Origin of the sequence: Streptomyces sp. Root1310, assembly GCF_001426425.1 — a bacterium.
Classification (GTDB): Bacteria; Actinomycetota; Actinomycetes; order Streptomycetales; family Streptomycetaceae; genus Streptomyces.
The window spans coordinates 163,603-181,440 of record NZ_LMEQ01000035.1 but is presented as its reverse complement, the minus strand read 5'-3'; the positions used below and the strand labels follow the sequence as shown (position 1 = coordinate 181,440).

General features: G+C 71.2%; 14 protein-coding genes and 2 tRNA genes. 12 read left to right on the top strand and 4 right to left on the bottom strand.

What is annotated here, in order from left to right; all coding sequences use genetic code 11:
- Nucleotides 1-280: 280 nt before the first annotated feature.
- Nucleotides 281-694 carry an SsgA family sporulation/cell division regulator gene (locus ASD48_RS40565; protein ID WP_004002642.1) on the bottom strand — a complete coding sequence of 138 codons (414 nt, stop codon included), beginning with the start codon at nt 692-694 and terminating at the stop codon, nt 281-283.
- A gap of 191 nt (nt 695-885) precedes the next feature.
- Here ASD48_RS40565 and ASD48_RS40560 point away from each other — a divergent pair, with 191 nt between their 5' ends.
- The 7 genes from ASD48_RS40560 (at nt 886) to ASD48_RS40530 (ending at nt 9,243) form a co-directional block, all read left to right on the top strand.
- On the top strand, nt 886-1,347 hold the full coding sequence (locus tag ASD48_RS40560) for a TIGR02611 family protein (RefSeq protein WP_057606943.1): 462 nt from the start codon (nt 886-888) through the stop codon (nt 1,345-1,347).
- A gap of 78 nt (nt 1,348-1,425) precedes the next feature.
- Nucleotides 1,426-1,497: transfer RNA gene (locus ASD48_RS40555), tRNA-Val, on the top strand.
- 1,143 nt (nt 1,498-2,640) lie between these two features.
- On the top strand, nt 2,641-3,930 hold the full coding sequence (locus tag ASD48_RS40550) for an extracellular solute-binding protein (protein WP_057606942.1): 1,290 nt from the start codon (nt 2,641-2,643) through the stop codon (nt 3,928-3,930).
- Nucleotides 3,931-3,944: 14 nt separating this feature from the next.
- The gene (locus ASD48_RS40545) at nt 3,945-4,901 is read left to right on the top strand and encodes a sugar ABC transporter permease (RefSeq protein ID WP_057606941.1); all 957 of its coding nucleotides are present in this window, start codon (nt 3,945-3,947) and stop codon (nt 4,899-4,901) included.
- Nucleotides 4,898-5,773 (top strand): carbohydrate ABC transporter permease, encoded by an 876-nt coding sequence (locus ASD48_RS40540; protein ID WP_057606940.1) that lies wholly within the window; start codon nt 4,898-4,900, stop codon nt 5,771-5,773. The genes ASD48_RS40545 and ASD48_RS40540 overlap by 4 nt, the downstream gene beginning before the upstream one ends.
- Nucleotides 5,774-5,783: 10 nt before the next feature.
- Complete coding sequence (locus ASD48_RS40535; RefSeq protein ID WP_057606939.1) at nt 5,784-6,383, top strand: hypothetical protein; 600 nt, start codon at nt 5,784-5,786, stop codon at nt 6,381-6,383.
- A 124-nt stretch (nt 6,384-6,507) separates the two neighbouring features.
- Nucleotides 6,508-9,243 (top strand): hypothetical protein, encoded by a 2,736-nt coding sequence (locus ASD48_RS40530; protein WP_057606938.1) that lies wholly within the window; start codon nt 6,508-6,510, stop codon nt 9,241-9,243.
- A 7-nt stretch (nt 9,244-9,250) separates the two neighbouring features.
- Here the strand turns inward: ASD48_RS40530 and ASD48_RS40525 are convergent, their stop codons facing one another.
- Entirely contained in the window at nt 9,251-11,671 is a 2,421-nt protein-coding gene (locus ASD48_RS40525; protein ID WP_057606937.1) for a hypothetical protein, read from the bottom strand.
- Nucleotides 11,672-11,737: 66 nt separating this feature from the next.
- Between ASD48_RS40525 and ASD48_RS40520 the strand changes: the two genes are divergently transcribed.
- Together ASD48_RS40520 and ASD48_RS40515 are read left to right on the top strand one after the other, a co-directional pair.
- A complete protein-coding gene (locus ASD48_RS40520; protein ID WP_057606936.1) occupies nt 11,738-12,184 on the top strand; it encodes an SRPBCC family protein in 447 nt (148 codons plus the stop codon).
- A 39-nt stretch (nt 12,185-12,223) separates the two neighbouring features.
- Nucleotides 12,224-12,295 (top strand) — tRNA-Val (locus ASD48_RS40515).
- Between the two features lie 55 nt (nt 12,296-12,350).
- On the opposite strand, the gene ASD48_RS40510 is transcribed toward ASD48_RS40515, so the two are convergent.
- Nucleotides 12,351-13,076 carry a 3'-5' exonuclease gene (locus ASD48_RS40510; protein ID WP_057606935.1) on the bottom strand — a complete coding sequence of 242 codons (726 nt, stop codon included), beginning with the start codon at nt 13,074-13,076 and terminating at the stop codon, nt 12,351-12,353.
- A gap of 168 nt (nt 13,077-13,244) precedes the next feature.
- On the opposite strand from ASD48_RS40510, the gene ASD48_RS40505 reads away from it, so the two are divergent.
- The 3 genes from ASD48_RS40505 to thrS all read left to right on the top strand — a co-directional run bounded on the left by ASD48_RS40505 (nt 13,245) and on the right by thrS (nt 17,107).
- On the top strand, nt 13,245-13,811 hold the full coding sequence (locus ASD48_RS40505) for a DUF4365 domain-containing protein (protein WP_057606934.1): 567 nt from the start codon (nt 13,245-13,247) through the stop codon (nt 13,809-13,811).
- Entirely contained in the window at nt 13,808-15,040 is a 1,233-nt protein-coding gene (locus ASD48_RS40500; RefSeq protein ID WP_057606933.1) for a hypothetical protein, read from the top strand. Before ASD48_RS40505 ends, ASD48_RS40500 begins: the two co-directional genes overlap by 4 nt.
- A 90-nt stretch (nt 15,041-15,130) precedes the next feature.
- On the top strand, nt 15,131-17,107 hold the full coding sequence (thrS, locus tag ASD48_RS40495; protein ID WP_057606932.1) for a threonine--tRNA ligase: 1,977 nt from the start codon (nt 15,131-15,133) through the stop codon (nt 17,105-17,107).
- Nucleotides 17,108-17,135: 28 nt separating this feature from the next.
- Here thrS and ASD48_RS40490 read toward each other — a convergent pair whose 3' ends face one another.
- Nucleotides 17,136-17,804, bottom strand: a complete 669-nt coding sequence (locus ASD48_RS40490; RefSeq protein WP_057606931.1) for a potassium channel family protein — start codon at nt 17,802-17,804, stop codon at nt 17,136-17,138.
- Nucleotides 17,805-17,838 lie beyond the last annotated feature (34 nt).

Sequence of the window (17,838 nt, the reverse complement as noted above, 5' to 3'; positions counted from 1 at the left end):
GCTCCCTGGCCTGGGGGTCGGGCGAGCGCCCGCCGATGCTGGCCGATGGTAGCCGCACCGGGCCGTCGAGCGACGGTCACTCGGGGACCGGATCCCCGGGCGCCCGGCACCGGGAGGCCGGGGGAGTGCCGCCCGGACGCCGCGGGACATGCCGCGCGCACGCCGACGCCGCCCCACGGGAGACCCGTGGCACGGCGTCGGCGCATGCCCTATTCGGTTGTCCTGGCCCGAGCCGTCTCCCCGAGTGGACGGCGCCGGGCAGCTCGGTGTGAGCCTCGCCCTAGCTCTCCGCCAGGATGTGCGAGAGCTCCTGATCGAGATCGAAGTGCCGGTGTTCCGTGCCAGGGGGCACGGCGGCGTCAGTCCGCTTCAGGAAGGACTCCAGGGCCCTCGCAGGGGCCTCGAGCAGGGCTTCGCCCTCGGGAGAGCTCAGGGCGATGCAGACGACGCCCTGACCATGACTGCGCGACGGCCAGACACGGACGTCGCCGGTGCCCGTGGGCCGGTGCAGGCCCTCGGCGAGCAGGTCGCGGGCGAACACCCACTCGACGGTCTCCTCGGCACCGGTGTGGAAGGTGGCGTGCACGGCGTAGGGGTCGGCCGTGTCGTACCGCAGGCCTGCGGGGACAGGCAGGGAGGACTCGCTCGACACAACGAGGCGCAGGTGCAGCTCGCAGCTGACCGTGGTGTTCATAAGCGCCAGGGCCTTTCGCTCAGTGTGCGCTCGGGGATTCGCACGTCGGCGAAATCGACATGCCACCTACGGTGCCGTTGTAAACCCCTCTGAGTGTTTTGCGTGCCTTTACGTAACTCTTCCGGCCGACAGCGCGTTCGCCCAGTACCACCATTCCGGTGACCGGATTCTCTCGGGTAAGGTCGGGCTGTATGAACACGGGGAGTGACGGAGCGGGCGAGGCAGTCGTGGCGGTCGACGGGTCGAAGCCGGACGGAACGGCCGAGGATCAGCAGGGCCAGGGGCTCGGCTCCAGGGCGCCCGAATTCGTCAAGGCGCGCCGCATGCTGCATCTGAGCTGGCAGGTCGGGGTCTTCGTGATCGGCCTCGCCGTGGTGGCCGCCGGCGTGGTCATGCTGCCGCTGCCCGGTCCCGGCTGGGTGGTGATCTTCGGCGGCATGGCGATCTGGGCGACCGAGTTCGTCTGGGCACAGCTGGTGCTCCGCTGGACCAAGCGCAAGGTCACCGAGGCGGCCCAGCGCGCGCTCGATCCGAAGGTCCGCCGCCGCAACATCACCCTGACCGCGATCGGCCTCGTGATCATCGCCGTCCTGACGGGTGTCTACCTGTGGAAGTTCGGCTTCGAGATGCCCTGGAAGATCAAGGACCAGTGATCCGCCGCGGAGCCGCGGGGGAGGATCGGTCCTGGTCACAGCCACCCCCTGACATGGGGTAATGTTCTTCCTGCGTCCGGGCGATTAGCTCAGTGGGAGAGCGCTTCGTTCACACCGAAGAGGTCACTGGTTCGAACCCAGTATCGCCCACCCGGAACGTCGGCCCGCCTGCGAGAACGCAGGCGGGCCGACAGGCGGCAGGCGGCAGGCGGCAGGCGGCAGGCGGCAGGCGGCAGGCGGCAGGCGGCAGGCGGCAGGCGGCAGGCGCCGCCCCGCCCCGCCCCGCCCGTGCCCGCCTAGCCCCCTGGCCGCCAGTCCCGACCGCGTCGCGCCTCCGCCCCTCCGGTCCCCGGCGGCGTCACCCCTCCGCCCCTTCGGCCCGGGGGCGGTGCGTCTCCGCCGCCTCGGGCCCCAGAGGCGCCCCCTCTCCGCCGCTCGGGGCTGCTGCGCCGCTTTTCCGCCCCTTCTGGCCCGGCGGCAGTGCGTCTCCGCCCCTTCGGCCCCAGAGGTGCCCCCCTCTCCGCCGCCAATCAGGGCCGCGCCGCTTCTCCGCCCCTTCAGGCCCGGTGGCGGTGCCATTCCGCTCGGGACCGCCGCACCACCTCCCCGCCGCTTCGGGACCGCCACGTCCCCCTCCGGCCCTACTGGCCCGGCCGCGCGCCCGCCTCGGGGCCCTGCCGGCGACGAGCCCCCTACCGCCGCCCCCGCCCCCTGCGCCATCCCTCGCCTCACCCGCCCCGCCTCCGCCCCTGCGGGATTCCGCGTGAACGCCGGCGCGGGCTTCGACCCGCTCGTCCGCCCGTTCCCGCTCCCGCGTCAGCGTCAGGGAAGCGCCATCCCGCTCCCGTGCGGCTCGTTCGCCATCACGGCGCACGGCTCGTCGGCCGCCGGTGGTCGAGCGCGTTCCGGTCGAGGTGGACGGCAAGGAGGCGAGCCGGGTGCCGGGCGACCCGCTCGTCAACGCCCGCTCGTCATCGTCACGCCCCCTCGTCCCGCCAGGCTCCCGCTCCTCGGCCGACTCTCTTACCCGCAGGCGGATTTCAGCCCCTCGGCGTGATCTTTCGAGGACCGGTCGGCGGTTCGGTGCTCCGAACGGACGTCTCTCACCTGCGAGTTCGTCCGGTCGGCGAGCTCGCGCCCCTCGCCTGGGCGCGGTTCGCCGGCGAAGCCCCGTGCAAGAAATTCCTGTCCGAATCATTGACGCTCTCTCAACCCCCTCGTACCTTGTGCCAGCAAGCGCTTTCTTGAAACGATTCATGCAAGCGGCAACGACGCTGCGGGGAGGGCCCGACTGTGGGAACCAGCAGGAATGTTGAGAGGCGAACGATCCTGAAGGCCGCGGGAGCGACGGCGGCCACACTGGGCCTGGCCGCGACCACGGGGTGCGGGGGAGGCGACGGTGCGTCGGCCGACGGGACGGTCACGATCCGTTACGCGTGGTGGGGTGGCGAGCCGCGCACCATCGCCATCAAGAAGACGATCGCGCTCTTCGAGAAGAAGTACCCGAAGATCAAGATCAAGCCCGAATTCACCGACTACGAGGCGTTCTGGGAGAAGTTCCAGACGCAGGCCTCGGGCGGGAATCCGCCGGACGTTTTCCAGAATGCGGTCGGCTTTCTGCGCAAGTACGACAAGCGCGGAGTTCTGATGGATCTCAAGACCCAGGCGGACGCCGGGAACCTGAGCCTGGAGAACTTCCGCAACGGCGTACTGGCGAACGGTCAGGTCGACGGCAAGCAGATCGGTATTCCGGTCGGCGCCAACACCATGTCGCTGGTCATCGATCTCAAGGCCTTCCAGAAGGCGGGCGTCGAGGCGAAGTTCGGGTGGACCTGGGACGAGTACTTCGCCGCGCTGCAGAAGATCCAGGACAAGCTGAAGATCGCCGGTGACACCGGCTACTTCGCCATCATGTACCTCTACGACCTGTACCTGCGTCAGAACGGCAAGGCCTTCTTCACCGACAGCGATCTCGGTTTCACCGAGGCCGATGTGACGCAGTGGTGGGAGGACGGCTACAAGCGCGTGAAGTCCGGGCTGGTCGCCGACCCGAAGAAGATCGAGCAGGTCAAGCCGAAGTCCGGACTCTCGGCGGGCCTCGCCGCGTCCGAGTTCACCTGGGACAACTTCTCCATCCGCTACCAGGGCGAGGGCGAGTCGGACTACGGGCTCGCGCCGATCCCCACCACGGACGGCAAGGACACCGGCCAGTACCTCGGTTCGCTGATGCTGAGCGCCTTCTCCGGGACGAAGTACCCGAAGGAAGTGGCCCAGTTCATCGACTTCATGGTCCACGACCCCGAGGTCGGCAAGATCATGGGCTACGACCGCGGCATCCTCTCCACCACCGAGCAGTACGACGCCTTCAAGCCGACCGACCCCAACAACAAGGGCGTCGCGGCCTACGAGGACGAGGTCGCCAAGGCCGGTGTCCTCGGGAAGATCACCCCGCACCCGTCCGGTGCGGACGTCATCGAGGCGGCCTTCCTGCGGATCGGCGGTGAGGTCGCCCAGGGCAAGACCAAGCCGGCCGACGCCGCGAAGGCACTGTTCAGCGAGGCCAAGGCCGCGTTCGCGGGCTGAGGGGACGTACCACCATGACGCTCGTCAAGGAAGCGCCCGCGCGCCCGGCGAAGAAGCGGTCCGCCGCTCCTGTCGCCGGGCGGCGCGGGCGGCGCCGCGAGAACCTCGCCGGCTATCTCTTCATGTCGCCGTGGATCGCGGGTTTCCTGCTGCTCACGGCGGGGCCGATGATCGCGTCGCTCTACTACGCGTTCACCAGCTACAACCTGTTCACGCCGCCCCGGTGGGTGGGGCTCGACAACTTCACGACGATGTTCCAGGACCCGCGCTGGCAGAAGTCGGTCGAGGTCACCCTGAAGTACGTCGTCGTGGCCACACCGCTGAAGCTGCTCCTCGCGCTCGGCGTGGCGCTGCTGCTCGCGCAGAAGCGGCGCGGCCAGGCCCTGTACCGGGCCGCGTTCTACATGCCGTCGCTGATCGGCGCCAGCGTCTCCGTGGGCTTCGTGTGGCGGGCGCTGTTCTCGGACGACGCCGTCGTGGACCGTACGCAGAAGATCTTCGGGCTGGACGTCGGCGGCTGGATCGGCAACCCGGACTACGTCCTGTACTCCCTGGTGGCACTGAGCATCTGGCAGTTCGGGGCGCCGATGGTCATCTTCCTGGCGGGGCTCAAGCAGGTGCCGCAGGAACTGTACGAGGCCGCGGAGATGGACGGGGCCGGCCCCTTCCGGCGGTTCTGGAACATCACGCTGCCGATGATCTCCCCGGTGCTCTTCTTCAACGTGCTGCTGGAGTCCATCCACGCGTTCCAGGTGTTCGGCTCGGCGTACGTCGTCTCCGACACCCGGTGCGGACCCGCCGACGCCACCTTGGTCTACACCTGTTACCTGTATCAGAAGGGCTTCAAGGAGGCCCAGATGGGCTTCGCCTCCGCGATGGCCTGGACGCTGGTGATCGCGGTGGCGCTCGTCACGGCAGTCCTGTTCTGGTCGCAGAAGAAGTGGGTGCACTACGAGGAGGCCGCCAAGTGACCAGTGCCACCAGCCCCGCCGTGCGCCCCGCGCACGAGCGGCGGCGCATCGGATCCCTCGTCTGGCACGTGGGCGCGATCCTCGTGCTCGCGGTCGTGCTCTACCCGGTCGTCTGGGTGCTCGGCGCCTCGTTCAAGCCGAGCAAGGACATCATCGCCAGCCTCGACCTGCTGCCCACCGAACCGGTCTGGGCGAACTTCTCCGGGCTCGCCGACGGCATCTCCGGCATCTCCATCACCAGCTTCTTCACCAACTCGCTGATGTACGCGGGCCTGGCCGTGGTCGGTGTGGTGCTCTCCAGCTCGCTGACGGCGTACGCCTTCGCCAAGATCCGGTTCGCCGGGCGGAACCTGCTGTTCACCCTGATGATCGGCACCCTGCTGCTGCCGTACCATGTGCTGCTCATCCCGCAGTACGTGCTGTTCCGCAACCTCGGGTACATCGACACGCTCGTGCCGCTCGTCGCGGGCAAGTTCCTGGCCACGGAGGCGTTCTTCGTCTTCCTGATGGTGCAGTTCATGCGGGGGCTGCCGCGCGAGCTGGACGAGGCCGCCAAGCTCGACGGCTGCGGGCATCTGCGGACCTACTGGTCCATCGTGCTGCCGCTGAGCCGCCCGGCGATCATCACCAGCGCCATCTTCACGTTCATCAACGCGTGGAACGACTTCATGGGGCCGTTGATCTATCTCAACACCCCGTCCAAGTACACCGTGTCGCTCGGCCTGATGATGTTCCGCGACCAGGAGGGCATCTCCAACTACGGCAGCATGATCGCGATGTCGCTGGTGGCGCTGGTTCCGGTCATCGCCTTCTTCATGGCCTTCCAGCGCTATCTGATCGACGGCATGGCCACCTCCGGACTGAAGGGCTGAGGGGGCCACCATGGCGCAAGCACGGGTGAAGGCCCGCTCCGCGCGCAGGGAGTCGGTGTTCGGCGAGCGTTTCGCGGTCTTCGCCGAGTGTCTGCTCACCGGCGTGTGGATCGCCGTGGCCTGTCTCGGGGTCGTCACCTACCCCGCGGCCTTCGCGGCCGGCGCCCGGCACCTGCGGCGTCGTACGTCCCATGAGGTCGGTGGCGCGCGGGAGTTCGTCGCGGACTTCCGGGCGGCCGTGCGCGGCGGGTGGGCCGTCGGGCTCGCCGGATGGGCGGCGGCGGCCGCGGTCTGGGTGGACGTCCTGGCCGCACGGGCCGGGATTCCCGGTGGGCCGCTCGTCGGTGCCGTCGGCATCCTCGCGCTGATCGGGCTCGCCGTGGCTCTGCTGCGGGCGGCCGCCGTCTGGACTCCGGGCCGTGCCTGGCGGGCGCTGCTCGCGGAGGCCGGGCGCCGGACCGTACGCGATCCCGCCGGGTCCTTCCTGGTCGTCTGCGGGCTGGCCGTCGTGGTCCTGTCCGCCTGGGTCGTCGCGCCGCTGGCGGTCCCCGTCCTCGGGGCGGTCGCGGCGGCGGCCGTCGCCGTGGAGGAGCGGTACCGGCACCGCTGACGCGTGTGACCTCGCACCAGGCCGGCGCCCCGGGCGCCGCACCTCTCTCTGTCATGCCCCTGACCACCCCTGCACCCGCACGGAACCACCCCTGCACCCGCACGGAAAGGAAAGGCTGCATCCCATGTCTCCCATCCCCCGTAGGTCCCTCCTCAAGGCGGCTGCCGTCGCCGGAGCCGCCGCCCAGTTCAGCTGGGCCCTGGGCGCCAAGGACGCGCAGGCCGCGCCGAGAGCCGCCGCGGCCGACGCCGATCCGGTGACCCTGGACTGGCTGGAGGACGGCGGCCTCGGCGCCGCCCCCGGTTCCACGCTCGGCGTGCCCTGGCCCATGGGCACGTACCAGGAGGACCAGACCTTCGCGCTGACGGACGCCGACGGCAAGGACGTCCCCGTACAGTCCTGGCCGCTCGCCTACTGGCCGGACGGGTCGCTGAAGTGGACGGCCCACGCGGTCGGTTCGGGCTCCGGCAAGCTCACCCTCGCCGCGGGCACCCCGGCCGCGCCCGCCAGGAAGGTCACCGTCGACAAGAGCGGCGGCACCATCGACGTGTCGACGGGCGTCATCACCGCGAAGATCGGCAAGTCGGGCGCCACGCTCATCAAGTCCGTCACCCGCGGCTCCACCGAGATCGCCAAGAACGGCCGGCTGGTCCTGATCCGGCAGCCCGAGATCGAGGACGAGGACCAGGGCACCGTCAGGACCGAGCGCTTCGAGGGCGCCGTCGACGGCGTCACCGTCGAGCAGAGCGGCCCGGTCCGCGCGGTCGTCCGCATCGACGGCAAGCACCGCAAGGGCAGCCGCAGCTGGCTCCCCTTCTCCATCCGCCTGTACTTCTACGCGGGCGCCGACTCCTTCCGCATGGTGCACACCATCACCTACGACGGCAAACAGGAGCCCGGCAAGGCGAGCGGCGACTTCATCCGGGGGCTGGGCGTCCGCTTCACCGTCCCGATGCGCGACGAGTCCTACGACCGACACATCCGCATCGGCGGCGAGGGCACCGGTCTGCTGCGCGAGGCGGTCAAGGGCATCACCGGTCTGCGCCGGGACCCCGGCGCGGCGGTGCAGGCCGCCCAGTACGCCGGCCAGAAGCTCCCCGACCCCGCCACCTGGGACCAGCGGGTCACCACCCGCCTCCAGTACATCCCCGAGTGGGGCGACTACACCCTCTCCCAGCTGTCCGCGGACGGCTTCGCGCTGCGCAAGCGCACCAAGAAGGGCTACGGCTGGATCGGCGCGGGCGGCGGCAAGCGGGCCTCCGGCTTCGGATACGTCGGCGGGGTGAGCGGCGGCTTCTCCTTCGGCCTCAGGGACTTCTGGGAGAAGCACCCCGCCCAGCTCGACATCCGCGACGCGCACACCGACGAGGCCGAGGTCACCCTCTGGCTCTGGTCGCCCGAGGCGCAGCCCATGGACCTGCGCTTCTACCACGACGGCATGGGCCAGGACACCTTCCCCGAACAGCTCGAGGGCCTCAACATCACCTACGAGGACTACGAGCCCGGCTTCGGCACCCCCTACGGCATCGCCCGCACCTCCGAACTCCTCTTCTGGGCCAACGAGTCGACGCCGGCCCCGGAGGAACTCGCCGAGCAGGTCGAGGCCGTACGGCTGCTGCCCCAGCTCGCCGCCCCGCCCAAGCAGCTGATCAAGGCCAAGGTGTTCGGCCCCGGCCTCTACGCCGAGCCGGACCGCTCCACTCCCGCCAAGGCGAAGATCGAGGACCATCTCGACTTCCTCTTCACCTACTACAAGGACCAGGTGGAGCAGCGCCGTTGGTACGGCTTCTGGGACTACGGCGACATCATGCACACCTACGACACCGTCAGGCACCAGTGGCGGTACGACATCGGCGGCTACGCCTGGGACAACTCCGAGCTGTCACCGGACCTCTGGCTCTGGTTCGCCTATCTGCGCAGCGGCCGCGCGGACATCTTCCGCTTCGCCGAGGCGATGACCCGGCACACCGGCGAGGTCGACGTCTACCACCTCGGCCAGTGGGCGGGCCTGGGCACCCGGCACGGCGTACAGCACTACGCCGACAGCGCCAAGCAGCAGCGCATCGCCAACACCACCTACCGCCGCTACTACTACTTCCTCACCGCGGACGAACGCGTCGGCGACCTCATGCACGCCAACGTCGACTCCGACGAGACGTTCCTCGCCCTGGACCCACTGCGCAAGATCCGCACCGAGCCCTACACCCCCGACCGGCACGCCCTGTCGATCGGCTTCGGCACCGACTGGAGCGGCCTGGTCTCGGCGTGGCTGACCGAGTGGGAGCGCAAGGGGCCGAAGTGGGAGAAGGCGAAGGCCCGCGTCCTGTCCACCATGGAGACCATCGGCGCCCAGCCCAACGGCTTCGTGCAGGGCAGCGGCCTGTACGACCTCGACACCGGCAGGTTCGCGGTGGCCGCCACCCCGGTCGTCGGCGTCTCGCACCTGTCGGCCGTCTTCGGCCTCAACGAACTGTGCGCCGAACTCATCCACCTGGTCGACATCCCGAAGTTCAAGGAGGCGTACCTCGACTACTGCCGCTACTTCAACGCCACCAAGGCGGAACAGGCGGCGCGCTACGGCAGCAACTTCGGCACCCTGCTCCTCTTCCAGGGCCACTCGCGTCTCGACGCCTACGCCGCCGTCCAGACCGGGGACGAGGTGCTCGCCAAGCGGGCGTGGACGAAGTTCTACAGCTCCGACGGCTACACGGAGTCCTCGCCATGGAAGACGGAGCCGCTGAGCGGCCCCGCCACCCTGGTCGCGGGCGGCGAGGCCGCCTGGGTGTCCACCAACGACACCGCCCTCTACGGCCTCGCCGCCATCGAGAACCTGGCGCTGCTCGGCGACAAGATGCCGTGACGGACGGCTAGTTCATCCGCCCCAGGACCTCCCGCACCCGACGGACATCGCGCAGCCGCTGCTCGTACGTCGCACCGAGTGCGAGCAGCAGCAGCCCGGCGAGGGCGGGAGGCACCCAGCGGGGGAGCGCGTCGGTCACCTGGACCAGGTACGGGGCGAGCTCGTGCAGCGTGACCAGGGCGAGCACCGAGCCGCCCAGCACGAGCGGGGCCCGCAGCCGGTGCCGGGTGCCCAGCAGGGTGAGCAGCAGTCCGGCCGCGCCCAGCAGCAGCGGGCGCGTCCACTCGACGTCGCTCCAGGCGGTGGCGAGGCTCGGCAGGAGCGTCACGGCGAGACCGGGGCCGTAGGCCGTCCAGGACGACGCGGCCGGGTCGCGGCGCCGACGCAGCGCACCGACGAGCAGCGCCGGGACCGTGACCGGCAGCGTGTACGCCTCCGGGAGCTCCACCTGCCAGGCCGCCAGCCGGACCCACGCGGCCAGTACGAAGAGGGCGACGGCCGCGTAGCCGACGTCGCGGCGGTCCGGACGTACGGCCGTGCCGGCCACGATCACCCCGCACAGCGACAGCACCAGGGCCAGCAGGGGCGGGTCGGCCACCGCGAGACCGACGGCGACGAGCCCGGCGACGGCCCCCGTCACCTCGACCGTCACCGTCGTCACGGAGTCGTCCAGCCGCGCCGCGAGCAGCGCCGCCGCCACCGGGACGACGAGCACCAGCAGCGCGACGATCTCCGGGCGCCAGCCGGCGGACGCGCCCACGGCGCAGGCCAGGGCCGTGGCCCAGCCCAGGGCGGCCGCCGCGGACACCGGCGTCTGCCGGCCGCGCCACGCGGCGACCGCGAACACCACGGTCAGCGAGGCGAGAACGGCGAGGGTCGCCGGCTCGGTGGCCAGTGCCCGCAGGGCCAGACCGAGCGAGGTGAGCAGGGCGAGCCCGGCGGCCGTCCGCGCGGCCGTCCCCCGGAGCGCCGGCGCCAGGAGCGCCGGGACGGTGAGACCCGGGATCAACAGGCCGACGAGGTAGGGAAGCTCCAGCGCCGCGGGCGTGACGAGCGCCGCGGCCCAGGTCAGCGTCAGCGCGGCGATCAGCGCACGCGGGCGCCACTCCTGGCCGCGGACCGCCGTGGCCAGGACCGCGGCGACCGCGAGGAGGATCAGCGGCACCGTGACGGCGTACGGCGGCCAGAAGGCGTCGACCGTCACCGCGGTACGGGCGTCGGCCGGGGCCCCGGCCCAGATGTGCCGCAGCCACGCCACCGGTCCCAGCAGCGTGACGCCCACGGCGGGCACCGCCCACAGCACCGCACCCGCCTGGACGACAGCGGACGCCAGGACGACACCCCGGCGCACCGCCGCCGGGCCCCGCGCGGCGGCCAGCAGCGCGATCCCGCAGGCCAGACAGGACGGAACCACCCAGTCACCGGGTACCGACACCCGCAGGACACCGCTCAGACCCGCCACCCCGCACAGGGCCGCGGTCGTCGCCATACCCGTCGCGAGCTCCGGCCGCGGGGCGAACCGGGCCACCCCCAGGGCGATCACCGCCGCCAGGAGGAGGAGCGCCGCCGCACGGGCGGCGGCGCTCGGACCGGCCGCTCCCAGGGAGAGCAGACCGGCCGTCAGGACACCCCAGCCGCCCGTGCCGAACGCGCACACCAGGGCGACGAGCCGCACCGGCCGCCCGGACACCCGCAGCGCGACCGCCGCGTCGAACGCCGTCGTCAGCAGTACCGCGGCCGTGACCGTGAGCGGGCCGCCGCCGAGCGCGATCGCCCAGAGCACCAGGGGGAGTTGGGCGACCGCCAGGGCGGCGGGGTGCGGCGCTCGCAGCGCCGTCGAGCCCGGCAGCGCGGCGAGCGCCGTGCCGTACGCCGCCCACAGCGCCGCCAGCGCCGTCGAGGCCGCCGCCGCGTACGTCGTACCGTCCGCCGCCGTGAACACGACCTCGTGCAGGGCGTAGGCGTCCAGCACGGTCAGCGCGAGGCCGAGTCCGGCCACCGACTCGGCGGTCGAACGCAGCCCCTTGCGCAGCAGCGCCACGGGCGCGCCGAGCACCGCCAGCGTGACCGCGCCCAGCACCAGGGAGCGGCCGGCGATCCCCAGGTGCCCCCAGCTGACCAGCGTGAACACCATCGCCGCGATGGTGAGCAGGATCCCGCCGAGCAGGAGCAGGACGTTCTGCACACCCGGGGCGGTGGCCTCGGGGCGGGCGGAAGGGCCGGGCTGCGCCGGCCGGCTCGGCCACACCGGCGGAGCGGGCTGTACCGCCTGCTGAATCATCGTGATCAGCCAGGCGCGGCGGGCCAGCAACTGGGCCCGGCGGGCGTCCAGTTGCCGGAGCTCGCTGTCGAGGAAGCGCAGCTCCTCGGCCGGGGGCGGAAAATACGTCATGTGCCGCAGTGTGGTCGCCGTCACGCCCGAGGGCATGAGCGCAGGTACTCAGAACGTACTCAATCGGCGTCGGCCCGGCCGTCGTGCGGGCAGACTCGGCCCATGGACTGGACCCGTTACCGCTTCCGCAGCCTGTGGGCCCTGCCCGCGCCGCCCGCCCGCGTGTACGACGCGCTGGAGCGGGCCGAGGACTACCCGCGCTGGTGGCGCCAGGTGCGCGAGGTGAACCAGGTCGACGACGCGACCGGCGTGATCCGCGTCCGCTCGCTCCTGCCGTACGACCTGACCTTCACCGCGCGCGAGGTGCGGCGCGATCCGGCGGCCGGGATCCTGGAGATCGCGATGACGGGCGACATCGACGGCTGGGCGCGCTGGACGGTCACAGCCGACGGTTCCGGCACCCTCGCCCGCTACGACCAGGTGGTCCAGGTCAACAAGCCGCTGCTGCGCCGGTTCGCCGTCCCCGGCCGGCCGGTGTTCCGCCTCAACCACCGGCTGATGATGCGGGCCGGACGGCGCGGCCTGGCCGCGTACCTCGAAGCGGTTTGAAGGAAGCCCGCGAAGACCTGTATTGTTCGGTGCGTTCCCGGGCGATTAGCTCAGTGGGAGAGCGCTTCGTTCACACCGAAGAGGTCACTGGTTCGAACCCAGTATCGCCCACCGGGAAAGGCCGGTCCGCATCACGCGGACCGGCTTTTTTGTGTCGGCGGGCCGGTCAGGCCGCCGCCGGCAGCTCCGGGCGCAGCGGCCAGGAGGTGTCCACCGTCTCCGGTGTGCCGCTGCGCGCGAACCACGCCTGCAGGCCCCGCGCCTGCGCCGCGTGCCAGGTCGTCTGGAGCGCGTGCAGCTCGGCGGGGGACAGGCGTTCCAGCCGGGCCGCGAACCGTCGGCCCAGCGCCCGGACGACCTCCAGGGCGGCCAGCGCGTCCGCCGCCGCGTCATGCGCGTCGGCCAGCGTGACGCCGTAGTGCGCGCACAGGTCGGTGAGTGTGCGCCGGCCCTTGCGGTAGCGGTCCAGGTGCTTGTCGAGGACCCGTGGGTCCAGTACCCGCAGCGGCGTCGCGTCCAGCCAGTGCCCCAGCGCCGAGGCGCGGTGCCGACGCAGCTCGCGGTCGAGCAGCGTCAGGTCGAACGGCGCGTTCATCACCACCAACGGACGTCCCGCGGCGGCCTGTTCGGCGAGCAGCCCGGCTATCTCGAACATCACCGGCGACGGCCAGCGGCCGTTGCGCTGGAGGTGGTCGTCCGTCAGTCCGTGCACTTCCGTCGCCCCGGCCGGCACCGGCACACCCGGGTTCACCAGCCAGCGGCTCACCCTCGGCCGGGCCCCCGGCGCATCCTGGACGACGAGGGCGGCCGACACGATCCGGTCGGTCTCCACGTCGACGCCCGTCGTCTCCGTGTCAAAGGCGGCCAGAGGCCCCTCGTACCAGTACGTCATACCCACACAACCCCTCGTTCACCCACGGCAGCTGACGCCCCGTCTTCTGCCTGTTTGGTGATACCCGGGCTGTTTGCGCCGTACGCCGGAAGGACACAACACGAGTACGGGTCCTCCCAGTTCAGCGACCCGTCACGGGGACTGGCTTTGCGTGGAAGGCTGTTGGTCATGGCGATAGCGCAGCCCGAGCGGGGCGGGCTGCTGCCCGAGCGCGAGGGGCTTCATCGCGGCACGCTCGCCACCACCGCCTGCATGGAGACACTCCAGGTGGGCTACCTGCACGCCGTCGCGGCGGCGGCGGGGTGCTCACTGTCCCAGCCGTTCCCGGACAATGGCATCGACTGGCACGTCAGCCACAGCGCACCCGGGCACACCGTCGACGACGAGGTCACCATCAAGGTGCAGCTCAAGGCGACCTACCAGATCCGGCCCAACCCGCCCGGCCGCTTCTTCTCCTTCACGCTCGACAACGACCACCTGCGCAAACTCGCCCGCACCCCGGTGTCGGTGCACAAGATCCTCGTCGTGATGCTCGTCCCGCGGTCCCAGGACCAGTGGCTGCGCGCCGGTCACGACTGCCTCGAACTGCGGCACTGCTGCTACTGGGTCAATCTCGCCGGCCACCCGATCACCGGCCGGACCCGGACCACCGTGCGGATACCGACGACACGCATCTTCGACGACCGGGCGCTGTGCGAGATCATGACGCGGGCCGGGACGGGAGGCAGACCATGACCCACCGCCCCCTCGACGAGCCACTGCGGGCCGTACGGCCGCACCCCGAGGCCCACTGGAACCAGCCCCCCGAGCCCGGCGAGGTCGACCCGGCCGTCCTCGGCGCCCTGCTGCGCCGGCACGGCTGGCAGCGGCGCGGCGGTGCCGCAGGCCGCTACGGCCGCTGGACCCCGCCCGGGCCCGGCGGCGGGACCAGCCTGCTCGTACCGGAGAGCCGGGCCTTTCCCGACAGCGACGACCTGCTCGGCGAGGCGCTGCTCGCGCTGGCCCGCAGCGGCACGCCCTCCGCGCGCGAGGTGCTCGTCGGGCTCGCCGTGCCGAGCGACGAGATCCGCTGGTGGCGTGACACACCGGCCGGGCCCGCGGGGGCCGCGTCCTGGCCCGTCGAGGAACAGCTGCGCGCCGCCGCCCGCCAGATACTGCTGGCCGGCGCGCTCGCCACGCGCGGGCGGGCCGGCTACCACGGTGCCCGGCACCGCCGCGCGGCCTTCGCGATGCTGGAGAGCGTCCTCGTCGGCTCCGCGGCCGGTGGACGCCTTCTGACGGCCTTCGTGCCCGTCGCGGGCGCCCGCCCCCTGGCCGTCCGCCTCCACCAGGCCCTGTACGCGGTCCGTGAGGCCATCGACTACCAGCGGGCCACCGGGGGCATGGACGCCTTCGACGGCGCCGTGGAGGCCGGCGCCAGCCGCGAGCTCACCGAGGCGCTGATCACCCTCGTCCGGGGCACCGAGGGCGCCCGGATCGCCGTCGAGTGGGCGCCGACCGCCGGGGTCCCCGAGGCGTGTGCCGCGGGCGGTGAACCGGTCGAGTTCTCGCCCGGCGATCTGTCCGTACTGCGCGAGGCGGGCGCCCGCTATCTCCGTGCGGAGCCCTCCGTGCCCGTGCGGATCACCGGCGCGGTCGTCCGGATGCGCAGGTCGGGGCCGCGCGGCGAGGGCAGCGTACGGCTGCGGGTACTCGCCGGCGCCGACATCCCGCACGTCCGGCTCACCCTCGACGAGGAGGACTACCGCATCGCCGGGCAGGCCCACCTGGCCGGACTGCCGGTACGGGTGCAGGGCCGGCTGGAGAGCAGGGGCGGCTTCCGCAGGGTCACCGGCGCCTGCGGGGTGGTACCCGTGCAGGTCGACGAGGCCGAGCGGGACCGGCTGATGAAAGCGATGCAGGGGAACGCGGGCGGCGCGGACTACTTCGATGAGGCCTGCGGAGAGGAACAGCCGGGGGACTGATTTCGCGGTCGGCGGGTGCGGGTCGGTACGATCGCCTCTTGCGCGCGCCCAGCGTATGGCGCCGCACCCACCTTCAGTCAGGAGATACCGGTGTCAGACGTCCGTGTGATCATCCAACGCGATTCCGAGCGGGAAGAGCGCACGGTGACGACGGGCACCACGGCCGCCGACCTCTTCGCCGGCGAGCGCTCGATCATCGCCGCGCGCGTGGCCGGCGAGCTCAGGGACCTGTCGTACGTGCTCGTCGACGGCGAGGAGGTCGAACCCGTCGAGATCTCCTCCACCGACGGTCTGAACATCCTGCGCCACTCCACCGCGCACGTCATGGCCCAGGCCGTGCAGGAGCTCTTCCCCGAGGCCAAGCTGGGCATCGGCCCGCCGGTCAAGGACGGCTTCTACTACGACTTCGACGTCGAGAAGCCGTTCACGCCCGAGGATCTCAAGGCCGTCGAGAAGAAGATGCAGGAGATCCAGAAGCGCGGGCAGAGGTTCGCCCGCCGTGTGGTCACCGACGAGGCCGCCCGCGAGGAGCTCGCCGACGAGCCCTACAAGCTGGAGCTCATCGGCATCAAGGGCTCGGCCTCCACCGACGACGGCGCGGACGTCGAGGTCGGCGCCGGCGAGCTGACGATCTACGACAACCTGGACGCCAAGACCGGTGACCTGTGCTGGAAGGACCTCTGCCGCGGTCCCCACCTGCCCACCACCCGCAACATCCCGGCGTTCAAGCTGATGCGCAACGCGGCCGCCTACTGGCGCGGCAGCGAGAAGAACCCCATGCTCCAGCGCATCTACGGCACCGCCTGGCCCTCCAAGGAAGAGCTGAAGGCCCACCTCGAGTTCCTCGCCGAGGCCGAGAAGCGCGACCACCGCAAGCTGGGCAGCGAGCTGGACCTGTTCTCCATCCCGGAGCAGATCGGTTCCGGCCTCGCCGTCTTCCACCCCAAGGGCGGCGTCATCCGCCGGGTCATGGAGGACTACTCGCGCCGCCGCCACGAGGAGGAGGGCTACGAGTTCGTCTACACCCCGCACGCGACGAAGGGGAAGCTCTTCGAGACCTCGGGCCACCTGGACTGGTACGCCGACGGCATGTACCCGCCCATGCAGCTCGACGAGGGCGTGGACTACTACCTCAAGCCCATGAACTGCCCGATGCACAACCTGATCTTCGACGCGCGTGGCCGCTCCTACCGTGAGCTGCCGCTGCGCCTCTTCGAGTTCGGGACCGTGTACCGGTACGAGAAGTCGGGCGTCGTGCACGGCCTGACCCGCGCGCGCGGCTTCACCCAGGACGACGCGCACATCTACTGCACCCGCGAGCAGATGGCGGAGGAGCTCGACAAGACGCTCACCTTCGTCCTCGGCCTGCTGCGCGACTACGGCCTGGAGGACTTCTACCTGGAGCTGTCCACCAAGGACCCGGAGAAGTTCGTCGGCTCCGACGACGCCTGGGAGGAGGCCACCGAGACCCTCCGCCAGGTCGCCGAGAAGCAGAGCCTCCCGCTCGTGCCCGACCCGGGCGGCGCCGCCTTCTACGGCCCGAAGATCTCCGTCCAGACCAAGGACGCCATCGGCCGCACCTGGCAGATGTCGACCATCCAGCTCGACTTCAACCTGCCGGAGCGCTTCGACCTCGAGTACACCGGCCCGGACGGCTCGAAGCAGCGCCCGGTGATGATCCACCGTGCCCTCTTCGGCTCGATCGAGCGGTTCTTCGCGGTGCTCCTGGAGCACTACGCGGGCGCCTTCCCGGCGTGGCTGGCCCCCGTCCAGGCGATCGGCATCCCGATCGGCGACGGACACGTGGAGTACCTGGAGAAGTTCGCCGCGGCCGCGAAGAAGCGGGGCCTGCGGGTGGAGGTCGACTCCTCCTCCGACCGGATGCAGAAGAAGATCCGTAACGCCCAGAAGCAGAAGGTGCCCTTCATGGTCATCGCGGGCGACGAGGACATGTCGGGCGGCTCGGTCTCCTTCCGCTACCGCGACGGCTCGCAGGAGAACGGCATCCCGTTCGACGAGGCCATCGCCAAGATCGCGAAGGTCGTCGAGGAGCGGACGCAGGTCTGACCCCGTCGTGCGCGGGCCTCCGGGGAGTTCACCTCCCCGGGGGCCCTTCGCCGTCCGGGGCGTCGTCCTCCCGTGAGAAGACCTGGATCAGCCACGACGAGAAGGACCCGGTCACCGCGCCCAGCAGCGCCAGCCCGCACGCCATCATGCCGACCGCGATCAGCCGGCCGCCCCTGGTGACCGGGGTGATATCGCCGTAGCCGACCGTGGTGAGCGTCTCGCAGGTCCACCAGAGGGCGTCGCCGAAGGTCTTCATGGTCGCCCCCGGAGCCCCGCGTTCCTGGTCGTACACGGCGAGCGCGCCGGCGAAGCCGAGCAGTCCCGTGGACAGTCCGGCGTAGGTGATCACGCGCGCGTGCAGCGAGAACCGGGGTTCCCCGTGCCGGCGCTGCACGGCCTCGTAGAGTTTGACGATCCGCAGCGGGCGCAGCAGGGGGAGCAGGACGACCAGTCCGTCCAGCCAGTGGGTGCGCACGAAACGCAGCCGCTGTCCGCTGAGCCGCCAGCGCACCGCGTAGTCCACCCCGAACATCGCCCACGCGATCAGCATCACGGCGAGGCAGACGTCCCGCCAGCCGTCCGTGATGCCCTGGGCGAGGACATGGATGGCGTACCCGATGAGGAAGGCCAGGGAGGCCAGCGCGAGGGGGACCTCGGTGCTCTGCTCCCAGCGGGCCAGACGGCTGTCTTCGTCCATCGGCCAAGCTTGGCCCGCGAGGCTTTTCGCGCAG

Excerpts from the sequence above, each read along its gene's own strand:
- ASD48_RS40565 (WP_004002642.1), bottom strand. The coding sequence starts at position 694 with ATGAACACCACGGTCAGCTGCGAGCTGCACCTGCGCCTCGTTGTGTCG.
- ASD48_RS40560 (WP_057606943.1), top strand. The coding sequence starts at position 886 with ATGAACACGGGGAGTGACGGAGCGGGCGAGGCAGTCGTGGCGGTCGAC.
- ASD48_RS40545 (WP_057606941.1), top strand. The coding sequence starts at position 3,945 with ATGACGCTCGTCAAGGAAGCGCCCGCGCGCCCGGCGAAGAAGCGGTCC.
- ASD48_RS40535 (WP_057606939.1), top strand. The coding sequence starts at position 5,784 with ATGGCGCAAGCACGGGTGAAGGCCCGCTCCGCGCGCAGGGAGTCGGTG.
- ASD48_RS40530 (WP_057606938.1), top strand. The coding sequence starts at position 6,508 with ATGTCTCCCATCCCCCGTAGGTCCCTCCTCAAGGCGGCTGCCGTCGCC.
- ASD48_RS40525 (WP_057606937.1), bottom strand. The coding sequence starts at position 11,671 with ATGCCCTCGGGCGTGACGGCGACCACACTGCGGCACATGACGTATTTT.
- ASD48_RS40520 (WP_057606936.1), top strand. The coding sequence starts at position 11,738 with ATGGACTGGACCCGTTACCGCTTCCGCAGCCTGTGGGCCCTGCCCGCG.
- ASD48_RS40510 (WP_057606935.1), bottom strand. The coding sequence starts at position 13,076 with ATGACGTACTGGTACGAGGGGCCTCTGGCCGCCTTTGACACGGAGACG.
- ASD48_RS40505 (WP_057606934.1), top strand. The coding sequence starts at position 13,245 with ATGGCGATAGCGCAGCCCGAGCGGGGCGGGCTGCTGCCCGAGCGCGAG.
- ASD48_RS40500 (WP_057606933.1), top strand. The coding sequence starts at position 13,808 with ATGACCCACCGCCCCCTCGACGAGCCACTGCGGGCCGTACGGCCGCAC.
- ASD48_RS40490 (WP_057606931.1), bottom strand. The coding sequence starts at position 17,804 with ATGGACGAAGACAGCCGTCTGGCCCGCTGGGAGCAGAGCACCGAGGTC.